The organism is Micromonospora sp. CA-246542 (assembly GCF_050942905.1).
Lineage (GTDB): Bacteria > Actinomycetota > Actinomycetes > Mycobacteriales > Micromonosporaceae > Micromonospora.
The window spans coordinates 6,016,796-6,031,555 of the sequence record NZ_CP192040.1; the positions used below are offsets into that span (position 1 = coordinate 6,016,796).

The 14,760-nt window shown below is 72.9% G+C and carries 16 protein-coding genes; 10 read left to right on the plus strand and 6 right to left on the minus strand.

What is annotated here, in order from left to right; all coding sequences use genetic code 11:
- Nucleotides 1-91: 91 nt before the first annotated feature.
- Complete coding sequence (locus ACQP0N_RS27890; RefSeq protein WP_433115279.1) at nucleotides 92-802, minus strand: SOS response-associated peptidase; 711 nt, start codon at nucleotides 800-802, stop codon at nucleotides 92-94.
- Between the two features lie 102 nt (nucleotides 803-904).
- Between ACQP0N_RS27890 and aroA the strand changes: the two genes are divergently transcribed.
- From aroA to ACQP0N_RS27910, 4 genes are all read left to right on the plus strand, one after another.
- Nucleotides 905-2,203 carry a 3-phosphoshikimate 1-carboxyvinyltransferase gene (aroA, locus tag ACQP0N_RS27895; RefSeq protein WP_433115281.1) on the plus strand — a complete coding sequence of 433 codons (1,299 nt, stop codon included), beginning with the start codon at nucleotides 905-907 and terminating at the stop codon, nucleotides 2,201-2,203.
- Between the two features lie 148 nt (nucleotides 2,204-2,351).
- Nucleotides 2,352-3,362 carry a ribosome small subunit-dependent GTPase A gene (gene rsgA, locus ACQP0N_RS27900; protein WP_433115283.1) on the plus strand — a complete coding sequence of 337 codons (1,011 nt, stop codon included), beginning with the start codon at nucleotides 2,352-2,354 and terminating at the stop codon, nucleotides 3,360-3,362.
- 28 nt (nucleotides 3,363-3,390) lie between these two features.
- Nucleotides 3,391-4,209 (plus strand): histidinol-phosphatase, encoded by an 819-nt coding sequence (gene hisN, locus ACQP0N_RS27905; RefSeq protein ID WP_433115285.1) that lies wholly within the window; start codon nucleotides 3,391-3,393, stop codon nucleotides 4,207-4,209.
- Nucleotides 4,210-4,268: 59 nt separating this feature from the next.
- The gene (locus ACQP0N_RS27910) at nucleotides 4,269-5,123 is read left to right on the plus strand and encodes a hypothetical protein (RefSeq protein WP_355050776.1); all 855 of its coding nucleotides are present in this window, start codon (nucleotides 4,269-4,271) and stop codon (nucleotides 5,121-5,123) included.
- Between the two features lie 78 nt (nucleotides 5,124-5,201).
- On the opposite strand, the gene ACQP0N_RS27915 is transcribed toward ACQP0N_RS27910, so the two are convergent.
- Nucleotides 5,202-6,401: a glycosyltransferase gene (locus tag ACQP0N_RS27915; RefSeq protein WP_355050544.1), complete on the minus strand. Its 1,200-nt coding sequence runs from the start codon at nucleotides 6,399-6,401 to the stop codon at nucleotides 5,202-5,204.
- Nucleotides 6,402-6,571: 170 nt separating this feature from the next.
- Between ACQP0N_RS27915 and ACQP0N_RS27920 the strand changes: the two genes are divergently transcribed.
- On the plus strand, nucleotides 6,572-7,603 hold the full coding sequence (locus ACQP0N_RS27920) for an SDR family oxidoreductase (RefSeq protein ID WP_433115287.1): 1,032 nt from the start codon (nucleotides 6,572-6,574) through the stop codon (nucleotides 7,601-7,603).
- A 51-nt stretch (nucleotides 7,604-7,654) separates the two neighbouring features.
- Nucleotides 7,655-8,227, plus strand: a complete 573-nt coding sequence (locus ACQP0N_RS27925) for a DUF5709 domain-containing protein (protein ID WP_433115289.1) — start codon at nucleotides 7,655-7,657, stop codon at nucleotides 8,225-8,227.
- Between the two features lie 7 nt (nucleotides 8,228-8,234).
- Here the strand turns inward: ACQP0N_RS27925 and ACQP0N_RS27930 are convergent, their stop codons facing one another.
- Both ACQP0N_RS27930 and macS read right to left on the minus strand, forming a co-directional pair.
- Nucleotides 8,235-8,882 (minus strand): response regulator, encoded by a 648-nt coding sequence (locus tag ACQP0N_RS27930; RefSeq protein WP_433121864.1) that lies wholly within the window; start codon nucleotides 8,880-8,882, stop codon nucleotides 8,235-8,237.
- Between the two features lie 14 nt (nucleotides 8,883-8,896).
- Nucleotides 8,897-10,021 (minus strand): MacS family sensor histidine kinase, encoded by a 1,125-nt coding sequence (gene macS, locus ACQP0N_RS27935; RefSeq protein WP_433115291.1) that lies wholly within the window; start codon nucleotides 10,019-10,021, stop codon nucleotides 8,897-8,899.
- Between the two features lie 120 nt (nucleotides 10,022-10,141).
- On the opposite strand from macS, the gene ACQP0N_RS27940 reads away from it, so the two are divergent.
- Nucleotides 10,142-10,582: an ATP-binding protein gene (locus ACQP0N_RS27940; protein ID WP_433115293.1), complete on the plus strand. Its 441-nt coding sequence runs from the start codon at nucleotides 10,142-10,144 to the stop codon at nucleotides 10,580-10,582.
- 153 nt (nucleotides 10,583-10,735) lie between these two features.
- On the opposite strand, the gene ACQP0N_RS27945 is transcribed toward ACQP0N_RS27940, so the two are convergent.
- Nucleotides 10,736-11,674 (minus strand): ribose-phosphate diphosphokinase, encoded by a 939-nt coding sequence (locus ACQP0N_RS27945; RefSeq protein WP_357125905.1) that lies wholly within the window; start codon nucleotides 11,672-11,674, stop codon nucleotides 10,736-10,738.
- 76 nt (nucleotides 11,675-11,750) lie between these two features.
- On the opposite strand from ACQP0N_RS27945, the gene glpK reads away from it, so the two are divergent.
- The 3 genes from glpK to ACQP0N_RS27960 all read left to right on the plus strand — a co-directional run bounded on the left by glpK (nucleotide 11,751) and on the right by ACQP0N_RS27960 (nucleotide 14,198).
- Nucleotides 11,751-13,235 (plus strand): glycerol kinase GlpK, encoded by a 1,485-nt coding sequence (gene glpK / locus ACQP0N_RS27950; protein WP_433115295.1) that lies wholly within the window; start codon nucleotides 11,751-11,753, stop codon nucleotides 13,233-13,235.
- Nucleotides 13,236-13,238: 3 nt separating this feature from the next.
- Nucleotides 13,239-13,661: a DUF3592 domain-containing protein gene (locus ACQP0N_RS27955; RefSeq protein ID WP_355050551.1), complete on the plus strand. Its 423-nt coding sequence runs from the start codon at nucleotides 13,239-13,241 to the stop codon at nucleotides 13,659-13,661.
- 87 nt (nucleotides 13,662-13,748) lie between these two features.
- Nucleotides 13,749-14,198 (plus strand): YbaB/EbfC family nucleoid-associated protein, encoded by a 450-nt coding sequence (locus ACQP0N_RS27960; RefSeq protein WP_433115297.1) that lies wholly within the window; start codon nucleotides 13,749-13,751, stop codon nucleotides 14,196-14,198.
- Between the two features lie 22 nt (nucleotides 14,199-14,220).
- Here ACQP0N_RS27960 and ACQP0N_RS27965 read toward each other — a convergent pair whose 3' ends face one another.
- Nucleotides 14,221-14,670: a hypothetical protein gene (locus ACQP0N_RS27965; protein ID WP_355050553.1), complete on the minus strand. Its 450-nt coding sequence runs from the start codon at nucleotides 14,668-14,670 to the stop codon at nucleotides 14,221-14,223.
- Between the last annotated feature and the right edge of the window lie 90 nt (nucleotides 14,671-14,760).

Genomic DNA, 14,760 nt, shown 5'->3' on the forward strand with positions numbered 1-14,760 from the left:
GGGACAAGGGGCTTTCAAGAACATGGCTGAACGGCCAGGCGACGAATCGATCAGAACCTGGCAAATCGGCGCTCGACGATGCCTCTCATTCTCAGAACAGGGTCAACTCCGGTGGGGACGAGATTGACGAAACAGACACGCGAGCGGTCAACTCCGGGCCGTCGTTGCGCACGTCGCCCACCGCCGGCCCGACCGGACGGATCTCCAAGCCGGCGAGAAGGTCGGACGACGCGGGCGCGAGCAGACGCTCCGGCTCGTCGCACGGCGTCAGCCACGACGACCACCGCTCGGGGGCCAGCAGCACCGGCATCCGGTCGTGCACCTCGGCCAGATCGCCGAGCGCCGCGGTGGTGAGCACGCTGAAGGTGAGCCGGCTTTCCACCCCGGACTCCCAGAACGACCAGATCCCGGCCAGGGCGAGCACCGATCCGTCGGCCGGGGTCATGAAGTACGCCTGCCGGCCGCCATCGGGCCGACGGACCCACTCGTACCAGCCGTCCGCCGGGACGAGGCACCGGCGGCGGGCGAACGAGCCGGCGTACGCCCGGCTGGTCGCCACCGTCTCGGCCCGTGCGTTGATCATGCGGGCGGCGCCGGCGGCGGACCGCGACCAGTGCGGCAGCAGACCCCAGCGGGCGACGCAGAGACTGCGGTGCTCCTCGGGGCTGAGCCGGACCAGCGGGACGCGATCGGTGGGCGCGACGTTGTGATCCGGCCGGAGCACCCCGTCGGTGTCGTCGGACGACTCGAACAGGGCGCTCAGCTCACCGGCGCCCCGGGTCGTCGCGTACCTGCCGCACATGCGCTCACGCTAACCCGCCGAGGGCCCCGCCTGCTGTCCCGCCAACCGGGAGTACGCAAGCCGGCCGACGTCAGCCACCCGCCGACAGGGCAGAATGTGACCGTGGGGAATCTGACCGCGACCCGGCCGCCACAGCCGTGGGCCGCACCGACCGCGTCCGATCCGGTGGTGGCGACGCTGCGCCTACCCGGCTCCAAGTCGATGACCGCACGCGCCCTGGTGCTCAGCGCCCTGGCCGCCGGGCCGTCGACCCTGGCCGAGCCACTGCGCGCCCGGGACACCGAGCTGATGTCCGCCGGTCTGCGCGCGATGGGCGCGCACGTCTCGATCAGTGACGACGAGCGCTGGCTGGTCCGGCCGCACCCGCTGGTCGGCCCCGCCCACGTGGACGTGGGGCTGGCCGGCACCGTGATGCGGTTCCTGCCGCCGGTGGCCGGCCTGACCGACGGGCAGGTCACCTTCGACGGTGACCCGTACGTCCGGACCCGGCCGCTCGGCCGACTGGTCGACGCGCTGCGCTCGCTGGGCGTCCGGATCGACGTCGCCGGCACCGGCAGCCTGCCGCTGACCGTGCTCGGCACCGGTCGGGTCACCGGCGGCGAGGTGACGATCGACGCGTCCGTGTCCAGCCAGTTCGTCTCCGCGTTGTTGCTGGCCGCCCCGCGCTTCGACCGGGGCGTGGTGGTACGCCATGTCGGCCCGCCCGTGCCCTCCGCGCCGCACCTGCGGATGACCGTGCAGATGCTGCGGGCCGCCGGCGCCGCCGTCGACGACAGCACCCCCGACGTGTGGACCGTCGAGCCCGGCCCCCTCACCGGGCGCGGCTGGGACATCGAGCCGGACCTCTCCGGAGCGATGCCGTTCTTCGCCGCCGCCCTGGTCACCGGCGGTGAGGTGACGCTCCAGGGCTGGCCGCACCGCAGCGCGCAGCCGGTCGAGCAACTCCGCTCGCTGTTGCAGCGGATGGGCGGCGAGGTCACCCTCTCCACCGACGGGCTGACCGTCCGGGGCACCGGGGTGGTGCACGGCCTGACCGCCGACCTCTCCGACGTCAGCGAGCTGACCCCGGTGCTGACCGCGCTGGCCATGCTCGCCGACTCGCCCTCGGTCCTCACCGGCGTCGAGCACATCCGCGGCCACGAGACCGACCGGCTCGCCGCCCTCGCGCAGGAGTTCACCGCGCTCGGGGCCGACGTCACCGAGACGCCGGACGGTCTGGCGATCCGGCCCCGGCCGCTGCGCGGCGGGGTCTTCCGCACCTACCACGACCACCGCATGGCGCACGCCGCGGCGGTGGCCGGGCTCGCCGTACCGGGCATCGAGGTGGACGACGTCGGCTGTACCTCCAAGACCATGCCCGAGTTCCCGGCACTATGGTCTGCGATGGTGACCGGAAAGTGAGCGTCCCGGACGCTCACTGAGAGCTGACGCGAGAAGGGGACGGGTCCTGGCGACCAAGCGGCGGGAGTACGACGAGGACGACGTACGGGTACGGCCCGGGAAGTCGTCGCGTCCGCGTACGCGCACCCGGCCCCGGCACTCCGACGCGGTGGACGGCTTCGTCATCGCCGTCGACCGGGGGCGCTACCAGTGTGTGCTGTCCGGCGCCGAACGGGGGGCGGTCGGCGCCGAGCTGCCGACGGTGACCGCGATGCGGGCCCGGGAGCTGGGCCGCAAGTCGGTGGTCGTGGGTGACCGGGTCAGCCTCGTCGGCGACACCTCCGGCGCGCAGGGCGCTCTCGCCCGCATCGTCCGGATCGCCGAGCGCCGCTCGGTGCTGCGCCGCACGGCCGACGACGACGAGACCACCGCCGAGGGCCGGTTGGAACGTGTCGTCGTGGCCAACGCGGACCAGTTGGTGATCGTCAGCGCGTTGGCCGACCCGCCGCCGCGCACCGGGTTCATCGACCGCTGCCTGGTGGCCGCGTACGACGCGGACGTCGACCCGCTGCTCTGCCTCACCAAGGCCGACCTGGCCGGGCCGGAGGAGGTGCTGGGCTACTACACGGAGCTGGAGCTGCCGTACGTGCTCAACCGTCCCGACTCCGACCTGGGCGCGCTGCGCGCGCTGCTGAGCGGCAAGGTGTCGGTGCTGGTCGGGCACTCCGGAGTGGGCAAGTCGACCTTGGTGAACCGCCTCGTCCCGGACGCCGCGCGCGCGGTCGGGGTGGTCAGCGCCATCGGTCGCGGTCGGCACACCTCCACCAGCGCGGTGGCGCTGCGGCTGCCACCGGTGCCCGGCGTCGACACCGATCCGGGCTGGATCATCGACACCCCGGGCATCCGTAGTTTCGGGCTGGCGCACGTCTCCGCCGACAGCCTGCTGCACGGGTTCCCCGACCTGGTGGAGGGCACCGTCGACTGCCCGCCCAACTGCCCGCACACGGCCGACGAGGCCGACTGCGGGCTGGACGCCTGGGTGGCCGCGGGCAAGGCCGACCCACGCCGGCTGGCGTCGTACCGCCGGTTGCTCGCCTCCCGGGCCGGCGACGGCGACGCCCGCGGCGACAGCGACCAACGCGGACCCGGCGAGGGTGACCGGCGCGGGCCCGACGAGTGACGCGGCGGGCGTCGGCTAGGTTGCCGGCATGACCGGGTACGCCGACGACCTCGCCCTCGCCCACCTGCTCGCCGACCGCGCCGACGCCATCGCCACGGCCCGGTTCCGGGCGCTCGACCTGCGGGTGGACACGAAGCCGGACCTGACACCGGTCTCCGACGCGGACACCGCCGTCGAGCGGGAGATCCGCGCGCTGCTGACCGAGCACCGGCCCGCCGACGGGCTGCTCGGTGAGGAGTACGGCGCGCAGCCGGCCGCCGAGCCGGGTGGCCGCCGGTGGATCGTCGACCCGATCGACGGCACCAAGAACTTCGTCCGTGGGGTGCCGGTGTGGGCCAGCCTCATCGCGCTGTACGACGGTGACCGGCCGGCGGTCGGCGTGGTGTCCGCGCCCGCGTTGGGACGGCGCTGGTGGGCGAGCGCGGGCGCGGGCGCGTACGCCGGTCCCGGTCCCGACGCGGGCGAGCGGATCGGCGTCTCGGCGGTACGCGACGTCGGCGACGCGAGCGTCTGCTACTCGTCGCTGACCGGCTGGGAGGACGCCGGGCGGCTCGACGCGCTGCTCGACCTGCTGCGGGCCGGCTGGCGCAGCCGGGCGTACGGCGACTTCTACGGCTACATGCTGTTGGCCGAGGGCGCGTTGGAGGTGATGGTCGAGCCGGAACTGTCCCTGTGGGACGTGGCGGCGCTGGTGCCGATCGTCACCGAGGCGGGCGGCACGATCACCGATCTGACCGGTCGACCCGCGCCGGCGGGCGAGCCCGGCACCGAGAGCAGCGTGGTGGCCACCAACGGTGTGCTGCACGCCGACATCCTCGCCCGTCTGGATCGACCAGCCGAGCGCTGACTGCCGACAACCTCTATCCTCGCCAGGTGGTCTCCTCCGGCTGGTGCTTCCTCGCGGCGATGATCGTCGCGTACGGCTTCGCCAACCTTCTCCAGTCGGTGGCCGCGGCGCGCACCACGGTGCACCACACCTTCGATCCGGGTCTGCTGCTGAGACTGGCCGGGCACCGGACGTACCTGGTCGGGCTGATCTGTCAGATCGGCGGTTTCGTGCTCGCCTTCCTGGCCCGGCGCGATCTGCCCCTGTTCCTGGTGCAGGCGAGCGTGGCGGCCGGGCTCGGGGTGACCGCGATCATCGGTGTGCTCGTGTTGAAGTGGCGGTTGCCGATGGCCGAGGTGGCCCTGCTGGCCCTGCTCTTCGCCGGGATCACCGCGCTGGTGCTGGCCGCGCGGCCGGCGCCGTCGAAGCAGCTCGGCACCGCCGGCTCGATAGCCCTGCTGGTGGCGCTCGGGGTCATCGCCGTGCTCGGCTTCTTCGCCGTCCGACTGCACGGCGCCCCCGGTTCGGTGGCGCTGGGCTCGCTGGCCGGTCTGGCGTTCTCGTCGGCTGCCGTCGCGGCCCGACCGCTGGCCTCCGCGCCGTCGGCCGAGGCGTTCCTCGCCGACCCGCTGTTCTATCTGCTGATCGGCCACTCGATCGTCGGCCAACTGCTGCTCGGCCTGGCCATGCAGCGCGGTTCGACGACCGCGGCGGTCGCCGCCATGGACGCCGCCGGAGCGGTGCCCGCGGCGATCGTCGGCCTGCTGCTGCTCAACGACAAGATCTGGCCGGGGCGGGAGTGGCTGGCCGCCGCCGGTTTCCTGGTCACCCTGGCGGCCGTGATCGGCCTGACCCGGTACGCCCAGCCGCAGCAGCAGCGCGCGGCGGCCCGCCGCAGTAACCGGGACATGGTCGCCGCCGGCCGAGCCGCCTGAGACGAGAGCCCACGCCGTGTCCCGCGGACGCGGCGTGGGCTCTGCCGTCTCTCAGGCGGCTCGACGGGCTTGCGACTTTCAGGCCTCGACGGGCTTGCGGCGGCTCGCGACCCGCTCGTAGAGGCGTTCCAGCGCGGCGGCGGTCCGTTCCCAGGTGTAGCTGCTACGGACCCGGTCCACGGCGGCGTGACCGTAGGCGAACCGGCCGGCGTTGTCGGCGAGCAGCCGGCGCAGGGTCAGCCCCAGCGTCCGGACGTCACCGGGTGGCACGAGGCGGCCGGTGACCTCGTCGACGACGGCGTCCGCCAGGCCGCCCATCGCGTAGCCGACCACCGGTACCCCGCACGCCATCGCCTCCAGGGAGACGCGTCCGGCCGAGGAGTAGTGCGGAGTGCAGGCCACCACGTCGGCCGAGCGGTACCAGGTCGCCATCTGGTCGTGCGGTACCGCTCCGACGAGGCGTACCTGCTCGGCGACCCCGGCGCGCTCGGCCAGTTCGCGCAGGCGGCGTGCCTCGGTGTGGTGGGACAGTTGGTCGGCCGGTGGGCCACCGGCGATCACCAACTCGGCGTCACCGACCAGCCGCATCGCCCGGATCAGGTCGTCCTGGCCGTGGCCCGGGGACAGCCCGCCGACGGAGAGGATCCGGGACCGCTGTTCGCGCGGAGCCGCCTCGCCGTCCGGGTGGAACTGCGCGGTGTCCACCCCGGCCGGCACCATCGCCACGGATGTCCGTTGCAGACCCATCCGGGTCAACTCGTCGACCTCGTCGTTGGACTGGGCCACGGCGATGTCCACCGCCCGGGTCAACGCCCGTTCCAGCGGGATGCGCTCCCCCGGGCCGTCGTACCCGCCGCCGAGGTGGCGCAGCTGCTCCACACCGAGCGAGTGGAAGGTCTGTACGACCGGAATGTCGGTCTCCCGAACGGCGTGCGCGGCAGCCAGCCCACCGATCCAGTAGTGCCCGTGCACCACCTCGGGGCGCCAGGCGCCGCCCCACTCGTCGGTCAGCCAGCGCCCGAACTCGGTGACGTGCGGGACGAGTCCGGCCGTGGGCAGGGCGGTCGGCGGACCGACGGGCACCCGGTGCACCCGGTAGCCGTCGACGTCCAGCGTCGCCGGCAGCTCCGGGTCGTCCCGGCGCTCGTAGATCCGGACATCATGGCCTCTACCAGCCAACTCGGCGGCGACCCGCGCAATGTGTTGTCGAGTGCCGACCGGCGGGCCGTCGGCGTGCCGGTACGAACTGCTGTGCGCGCAGACGAGGCCGACGCGCATGGGTCACCTCCCTGCGATCTTTTCCTCGGCGGTCCCGGTCAGAGCGTCCCATTAACCTGCGGGCGCCGAGTCGAAACCTGGCAGATCGGGAACAGTCACCGCGAGTGCCACCGACACTTGCGCCACGGCAATCACAGCGGCCCCGAATCGGAACCTCGCCGGTCGTTGGTATGACCGGCCCCGACCCGGGGTACCGCTGGGAGATGCCGCTGACCCGGAGCCTCGACGACTCGACCGTGGTGATCACCGGCGCGTCCAGCGGGATCGGCACGGCCACCGCGTACGCGTTGGCGCGGCGTGGTGCCGCCGTGGTCCTCGCCGCGCGCAGCGAGCAGGCGCTACAGCAGGTCGCGCAGCGCTGCCGGCAACTGGGCGGCCGCGCGCTGGCCGTACCCACCGACGTGACCGACCTCGACTCCGTGCAGCGCCTGGCCGAGCGCGCGGTGGTCGAATTCGGCCGCGTCGACGCCTGGGTGAACAACGCCGCGGTGAGCGCGGTGGGTCTGTTCGACGAGATCCCGGTCGCCGAGTTCCGGCGGGTGCTGGAGGTCAACCTGCTGGGCACGGTGCACGGCATCAAGGCCGCGCTGCCGCACCTGGAAGCGGCCGGCGGGGGCGTCCTGGTCAACAACGCCTCGGTGCTGGCCGAGGTGGCGATGCCGTACCAGTCGGCGTACAACGCCGCCAAACACGGCATCCGCGGCCTGGCCGACACCGTCCGGCAGGAACTGCGGGTCACCGGTCGGGGGCAGATATCCGTCTGCACCGTGCTGCCGGCCACCATCGACACCCCGTTCTTCCGGCACGCGGCCAACCACAGCGGTCGGGAGCTGGTGCCGCCCCCGCCGGTCTACCCGCCGGAGGTCGTCGCCCAGACGATCGTGCGGTTGCTGCGCCGGCCACGCCGGGAGGCGTACGCCGGTGGGGCCGCCCGGCTGATCGGCCTCCAGTGGCGGCTGGCGCCGGCGTTGGTCGAGCGGACCCTCGGCTGGTACACCCACCGCACCCAGTTCGGCCCGGGCGCCCGGCTGGACAGCACGGGCAACGTGTTCCACGCCGACGGGCAGGCCAGCCGCGACGGCGGTTGGCACGGCCGACGGCGTCAGTTGGTGCGGATGACTGCCGCGTTCGGTCTCGCCGCGGCGGGCACGGCCGTCGGCACGATGGCGGCGATCAACCGCCGCTCCCGGTCGCTCCGCTGATGACGGGCCCTGCCCCGGTTACGGCGGGAGGGCAGCGGGTAGTGATCAGACATGCGCGACAACGAGTTCCCGACCCCCGTGTCCGACACCGAGGCGGAGGGTCTGCCCGACACCGCCGACGACGACTCGACCGCCTACGACGACGTCCTGACCGGGCGTGAGGCGGACGGTCCGGAGCCGGCCCAGATCCCCGGCGACCGTACGCCGGTGGCGGTGGACCGCTTCGGGACGACCGCCGAGGAGCAGCTGGACGGGGAGTCGTTGGACTACAAGCTCGACCGGGAGGTCTACGAACGCCCGGTGGACGACCCGCTCGCCGGCCCGGTCGACCCGAAGATCGCCTTCGAGGCGGAGAACGAGGCCGCCGCGGCGGAGGCCCAGCTCGACGCCGACGTGATGGACCCCGGTCCCACGTCGGACCCCAACTCGCCGGTCTCCCTCTACGACCACGGTCGACTCGGCACGGTCGCCGACGCCACCGTGGGCCGGCTGGTGGAACCGGACGAGGGGGCGCACACCGACCAGGAGACCGACTCCGTGGCGTACGACGCGGGCTCGGCCGGCGGCGGGGCTACCGCGGAGGAGCTGGCCATCCACGAGACCGAGCCGCCGCGCTCGGTCTGAGGCCCGGTCAGTCGTCCAGGCCACGCTCGATGGCGTAGCGGGTCAACTCGACACGGTTGTGCAGGTGCAGCTTGCCCAACGTGTTCTGCACGTGGTTCTGCACCGTACGGTGGGACAGGCCGAGCCGCTCGGCGATCTGCTTGTACGACAGCCCCTTCGCCACCAGACGCAGCACCTCCGTCTCCCGGGTGGTGAGCCGGGGCGTCCCCGGCTCACCGTCGTCGGCCGTGCCGGCCTCCGGCCCGGCGGCCAACCGGCGGTACTCCCCCAGCACCAGCCCCGCCAGGCCGGGCGTGAAGACCGGGTCGCCGTTGGCGGTACGACGTACCGCGTCGAGGAACTCGCCGGGCGCCGTCGACTTCACCAGGTAGCCGGTGGCACCCGCCTTGACGGCGTCGAGCACGCTCTGCTCCTCGCCACTGGCACTGAGCATGAGCACCCGCACGGCGGGCAGGACGGCGCGCAGCCCGACGACGACCTCGACCCCGGAGATGTCCGGTAGTTGCAGGTCGAGCACGACCACGTCGGGTCGGGCGGCGGCGCCGATCCGGATCGCCTGCCGCCCCTCGCCGCTGGTCGCCACGACCAGGAAGCCGGCCTCCGCCAGGTCCCGGGCCACGCCCTCGCGCCACATTGGATGGTCGTCGACCACCATCACCCGAACGGCGTTCACGGCCGCGTCCTCGGCACGGTCAGCTCGATCTCGGTGCCGGCGTCGGGGCTCGACATGATCCGGACCGTCCCGCCCAGGTCGGTCACCCGGCCGCGGATCGACTGGGCGACACCGAGCCGCCCCTGCGCGGCGGCCTCGGCCAGTCGGCCCTCTTCGATGCCCGGCCCCTCGTCACGGATCGACACGGTCACGGTCTCCCCCTCGTCCTCGACCAGCACCCAGGCCCGTCCCCCGGCGTGGCGGCCGACATTGTCCAGGGCCGCGCCGGTGGCGGCCGCCAACTCACCAGCCACCTGCCGGGGCAGGGTCACCGCTGTGGCGGGCGCCGAGAGCGACACCACCGTCGAGGCGTACCGGCCGAGCAGGTCCCGCAGGTCCACCGCGTCCGTCCCGGTGACTCCGGCGGGCGTGGTGCCGGCGATCAGAGCGCGCAGCGCGGCCTCCTGCTCACCGGCGAGCCGGGCCAACTCCCCGGCCTCACCGGGCAGGTGCGCGCCGCGCCGCTGCACCAACGCCAGCACCTGCAGGACCGAGTCGTGGATGCCGCGGGCCAACCGCTCCCGCTCCCGGGTGGCCGCCTCCAACTCCACCGCGTGTTGCAGGCGTTCCTCGGCGCGCACGGCGAGCCGGGCGACGTGCCCGACCACCACCCCGGCGAGCAGCAGCAGGATCACCCCGGTGAAGGAGGACTGGCCGATCCGCTCCCGGGTGGCCAGGTCCGCGCCGGCCACCAGCAGCGCGGCCACCGTGCCGCGCCGCCGGCCGCCGGAGACGGCCCAGGCCAGCACCGGGCCGGCCATCCAGGCCACCCCGAGAGTGGGTACGCCGTGCCCGAGCGCCTGCCGCCCCACCGCCCACGGGCTGGACAGCACGATGGCGATCACCACGCCGAGGTCGACCAGCAGCAGTGGCCAGCGACGCCAGGCCGGTCGGGCGTACGCGACGGCGGCCACCCCGGTCCAGATGACCATCACCAGCACCAGTGCGCCGACGATGATCGGGTGGGCGTACCGGTCGGCGTCGCGTACGGCGAGTACGCCGACGTACGCGAGGGAGGCCAGCCGGAAGACGGTGAGCGCCCGCCAGAGCGGCACCTCGAAACCACCTGGCGGCGACGGCATGGCGGTCAGGATGCCACAGCCGGGTCGGTGGCGCGGGGGCCACGTGGTGCGGTCCGGGAAACCCTGACGTACGGTTGAAAAGCCGCGAAATATTCCGAGATCCGCCGCCGGGACAGGGCCATGACGAATGCAGATCCGCACGCACCGCGTACGGTTGTGCCCATCGAACCCTCCCTCCTGATCGCCGAGGCCTTCGACCAGGCCCAGGTGACCGAGATTCGACACTCGGTCACCTCCTGCGCGCACGCCTGCGGGCTCGACGGCCAACGGCTGGACGACTTCGTGCTCGCCGTCAACGAACTGATCACCAACGCGGTGCGTCACGGCGGCGGGCGCGGGTGGCTCCGGCTCTGGCAGGAGCCCGGCGAGCTGCTCTGCGAGGTGGCGGACCACGGGCACGGCATCACCCCGCAGCGCCTCGGCGACCGGAGCCGTCCCGCCGCGGAGACCGCCGGCGGATGGGGCCTCTGGCTGGCCCGCGAGCTGACCGACGCGATGGAGATCGCCACCAGCTCGGCCGGCACCACCGTCCGAATCACCACCACCCTCCGCACCCCCTAACCCACCCCACCCCACCCCCGCCGCGCCCCGCCCCCGCCGCGTCGATCTTGCACTTTCGGTGGCGACGAAGCGGTCCCAAGGCGACATTTGGGCAGCACAAAGTGCAAGATCGGCGAGGCGAGGCGAGGCGAGGGGCGGGGCGGGGTGGTGGGGTCAGCCGAAGAGGGCGGAGACCGACTCGCCGTTGTGGATCCGGCGCATCGCCTCGGCCAGAGCCGGGGCGACCGAGAGGACCTGGAGCTTCGCCACCCGCTTCTCGGCCGGGATGGGGACCGTGTTGGTGCAGACGATCTCCAATACGCCGTCCTGGTCGCTGAGCCGGCGCAGCGCGTCGCCGGAGAACAGGCCGTGCGTACAGGCCAGCCGGATCGAGCGGACCTTCAGGTCGCGCAGGTGCTCCATCAGCTCGATCACGGTGCTGCCCTTGGCGATCTCGTCGTCCAGCACGATGACGTCCCGGTCGGCCACCTCACCGATCACCGCGCTGATCTTGACCAGGTCGTCGCTGAACCGCTGCTTCGCGCCGGCCGCGACGGGCGTGCCGAGCAGCCGGGCGAAGGCGGCGGCCTCCTTGGCGTTACCCAGGTCGGGCGAGACCACCACGGTGTTGCTCAGGTCGTACCGCCGGAAGTGCGTGGCGAGCTCCCGCAGCGCGTGCAGGTGGTCGACGGGGACGCTGAAGAAGCCGTGCACCTGCGGCGAGTGCAGGGTCAGCGCCAGCACGCGGTCCGCTCCCGCCGAGGTCAGCAGGTCGGCGACGAGCCGGGCGCCGATCGAGATCCGTGGCGCGTCCTTCTTGTCCGAGCGGGCGTACGCGTAGTGCGGGAGCACCACCGTGATCCGGCCGGCGGACGCGCCGCGCGCCGCGTCGATCATCAGCAGCAGCTCGACCAGATTTTCCTGCACGGGTGGCACCAGCGGCTGGATCAGGAAGACGTCCCGCTCCCGGCAGTTGGCCTGCAACTGCACCTCGAGACAGTCGTTGGCGAACCGGGAGACCCGTACCGGATGCAGCGGCACCCCCAGGTGGGCGCAGATCTCGGCGGCGAGGTCGGGATGGGCAGTTCCACTGAAAACGGCGATGTCACGCACGTTCGCACATCGTAGGCGACGCCGGGCCGACGTGACGCGTGTCGCACCATGCCGCCACTGCGGGTACGGTGCTGCCGTGACCCCCCAGTACGTCGCCGCCATCGACCAGGGCACCACCTCCTCGCGGTGCATCGTGTTCGACGCCGCCGGGGACGTCGTCGCAGCGGCCCAGCGCGAGCACCGGCAGATCTTTCCCCGGCCCGGGTGGGTGGAGCACGACGCCGAGGAGATCTGGGACAACGTCCAGCAGGTGGTCGCCGAGGCGCTGCGGTCCGCCGGCGTCACTCCGTCGGGACTCGCCGCCGTGGGCATCACCAACCAGCGGGAGACCACCGTCGTCTGGGACCGGGCCACCGGCCGGCCGATAGCCAACGCCGTGGTCTGGCAGGACACCCGCACCGGCCCGCTGCTGCGCGAGCTGGCCTCGGCGTACGGCGAGGACTGGTTCCGGGCCCGTACGGGTCTTCCGTTGGCCACCTACTTCGCCGGCCCGAAGCTGCGATGGCTGCTCGACGAGGTCGACGGCCTACGCGAGCGCGCGGAACGCGGCGAGGTGCTGTTCGGCACGATGGACAGTTGGCTGATCTGGAAGCTCACCGGTGAGCACGTCACCGACGTGACCAACGCCAGCCGGACCCTGCTGATGGACCTCACCACCCTCGACTGGGCTCCGGAACTGCTGGACGCGCTGGGCGTGCCGGCCGCGATGCTGCCCGAGATCCGCTGCTCGGCCGAGGTGTACGGGACGGCCCGCGGAGTGCTCGCCGGGGTGCCGGTGGCCAGCGCGCTCGGCGACCAGCAGGCCGCCCTGTTCGGGCAGACCTGCTTCCAGCCCGGCGAGGCCAAGTGCACCTACGGCACCGGCAGCTTCCTCCTGCTCAACACGGGCGCCACCCCGGTGCCGTCCACGCACGGCCTGCTCACCACGGTCGCCTACCGGATCAAGGACCAACCACCGGCGTACGCCCTGGAGGGCGCCATCGCGGTCACCGGATCGCTGGTGCAGTGGCTGCGGGACAACCTCGGGTTGATCTCCTCCGCGGCCGAGGTGGAGGACCTGGCCCGCACCGTGGACGACAACGGCGGCTGCTACATCGTGCCGGCGTTCTCGGGTCTCTTCGCCCCGCACTGGCGCAGCGACGCGCGCGGGGTGATCGCCGGCCTGACGGGCTACATCACCAAGGGACACCTGGCCCGGGCGGCGCTGGAGGCGTCGGCGTGGCAGACCCGCGAGGTGGTCGACGCGATGGACGCCGACTCCGACGTGGCGCTGCGTCGACTCCGGGTGGACGGCGGGATGACCGCCAACACGTTGCTCATGCAGTTCCTCGCCGACGTGCTCGACGTCCCGGTGGTCCGCTCCCGGATCACCGAGACCACCTGCCTGGGCGCCGCGTACGCCGCGGGCCTGGCGGTGGGCTTCTGGCCCGACCTCACCACCCTGCGCGCGCAGTGGCGCTCCGATGCGCAGTGGGAATCGACGATGGCCGCCGAGCTGCGCGAGCGGGAGTTGCGTCAGTGGCGCAAGGCCGTCCAGCGCACGCTCGACTGGGAGGAGTGAGTCATGCCGCAGGTGGTCCTGGCGATCCTGGCGGGCCTCGGCCTGGCCGGAATGGCGTACGCCCTCGTGCGCTTCCGGCGCGACCTCGGTCTGCTGCGCCGGGGCGTACGGACGCCGGGTGAGGTGGTGGAGCTGCGTCCGGTCACCCGGGGGAACGGGCCCCGCACCTACTACCCCGTGGTGCGGTACCGACTGGCCGACGGGACCGAGGTGACCGCGACGCCGGGGCGCTTCCGGCAGACCCCGCTCTCGGCCGCGCCCGGGCCGGTCACCGTGGTGTACGAACCCGAGCGTCCGAACCGGATCCTCGTCGAGTCACCGAGCATCGTCGGAAGGTCCTCGGTGCTCGTCCCGTTCGTCTCGCTGCTCACCGTCAGCGTGACCGTGCTGCTGGTCGGCGTCGGGATCTTCGTGAGCCTGGGCTGATCCGCGCTCCACAGTGGTCTGCCCCCCATGGGTGGACCGTGGTGGGTACCGTCGGCCGGTCACATCGACGACAGCGGGAGGGACACGATGAGCGGGCCCATCGGCGGCACACCGAATCCGGACGTGATGGCGCAACTGTCGGCGCGGATGCGCGAGCAGTTGAGCCGCGGCGAGGAGCTGCGCGAACGGTTGACCGGGTTGACCGGTCACGCCGAGAGCGAGAACGGGTTGGTGCGCGTCACCTGCACCGCCGACGACCCGGCCCGGGAACTACACATCGACCCACGGGCCCTGCGGCTGCCCGCCGCCGAGTTGTCGGAGCTGGTCGCCGGCCTCCTGCGCGAGGCGCGGGCCGACCTGGCACGGGCGACCAACGAGGTGATGCGTGAGGTGGGTGGTCCGGCCGGCCCCGCGGCGGTGCTCCACGACCCGGCGGCAGCGCAGGCGAAGCTGGCGCAGCTCAACGACATGGTCAGCGGGCCGCTCCGGGAGAGCACGGAGATGCTGGAACGACTGCGGCGCCAACTGGGGGTCTGAGGGGCGCCGGCCCGGGAGCGGGTCAGCGGCCGCGCCGCACCCGCTGCACGCCCGCCCGCAGGAAGACGACGGCGAGCGCCACCGTCACCGCCAACAGGACCGCGCCCACCATCAGCGGGGCGATGAGCCAGGCCATCAGGCTGGCGGTGGCCCGGTCGCCGTTGGCCCAGCCGTCGACCCGGTCGCCGGTGTGAAACGAGCCGCCGCCCACCGGGCCGCTGACCACCCTGCCGTCGGACATGTTCCAGGTGCCCCGGCACCGCTGGGTCCCCTTGGGACCACCGTTGTCACAGGACTCGACCTGGATGCTCACCCGCTCGGCGCCGATCAGGTTGCGGCCGAGGCCGATGGGCAGCACCAGGAGGACCAGGAGCATGAGGATCGGCACCATAACCCGCTGCCAGCGCGGTCGGCGGGCCATCCGGGTCAGATAGTCCTCGGGGGGCGTCGACGCGGAACGTCCGGCTGCCATGGTTCGCAGGTTACCAGCGACGGGCACTCACGCCCATCCATGATCCTGTTAGGCTGTCCGCGCTCCGGCACCATGAACATCGATCACGTA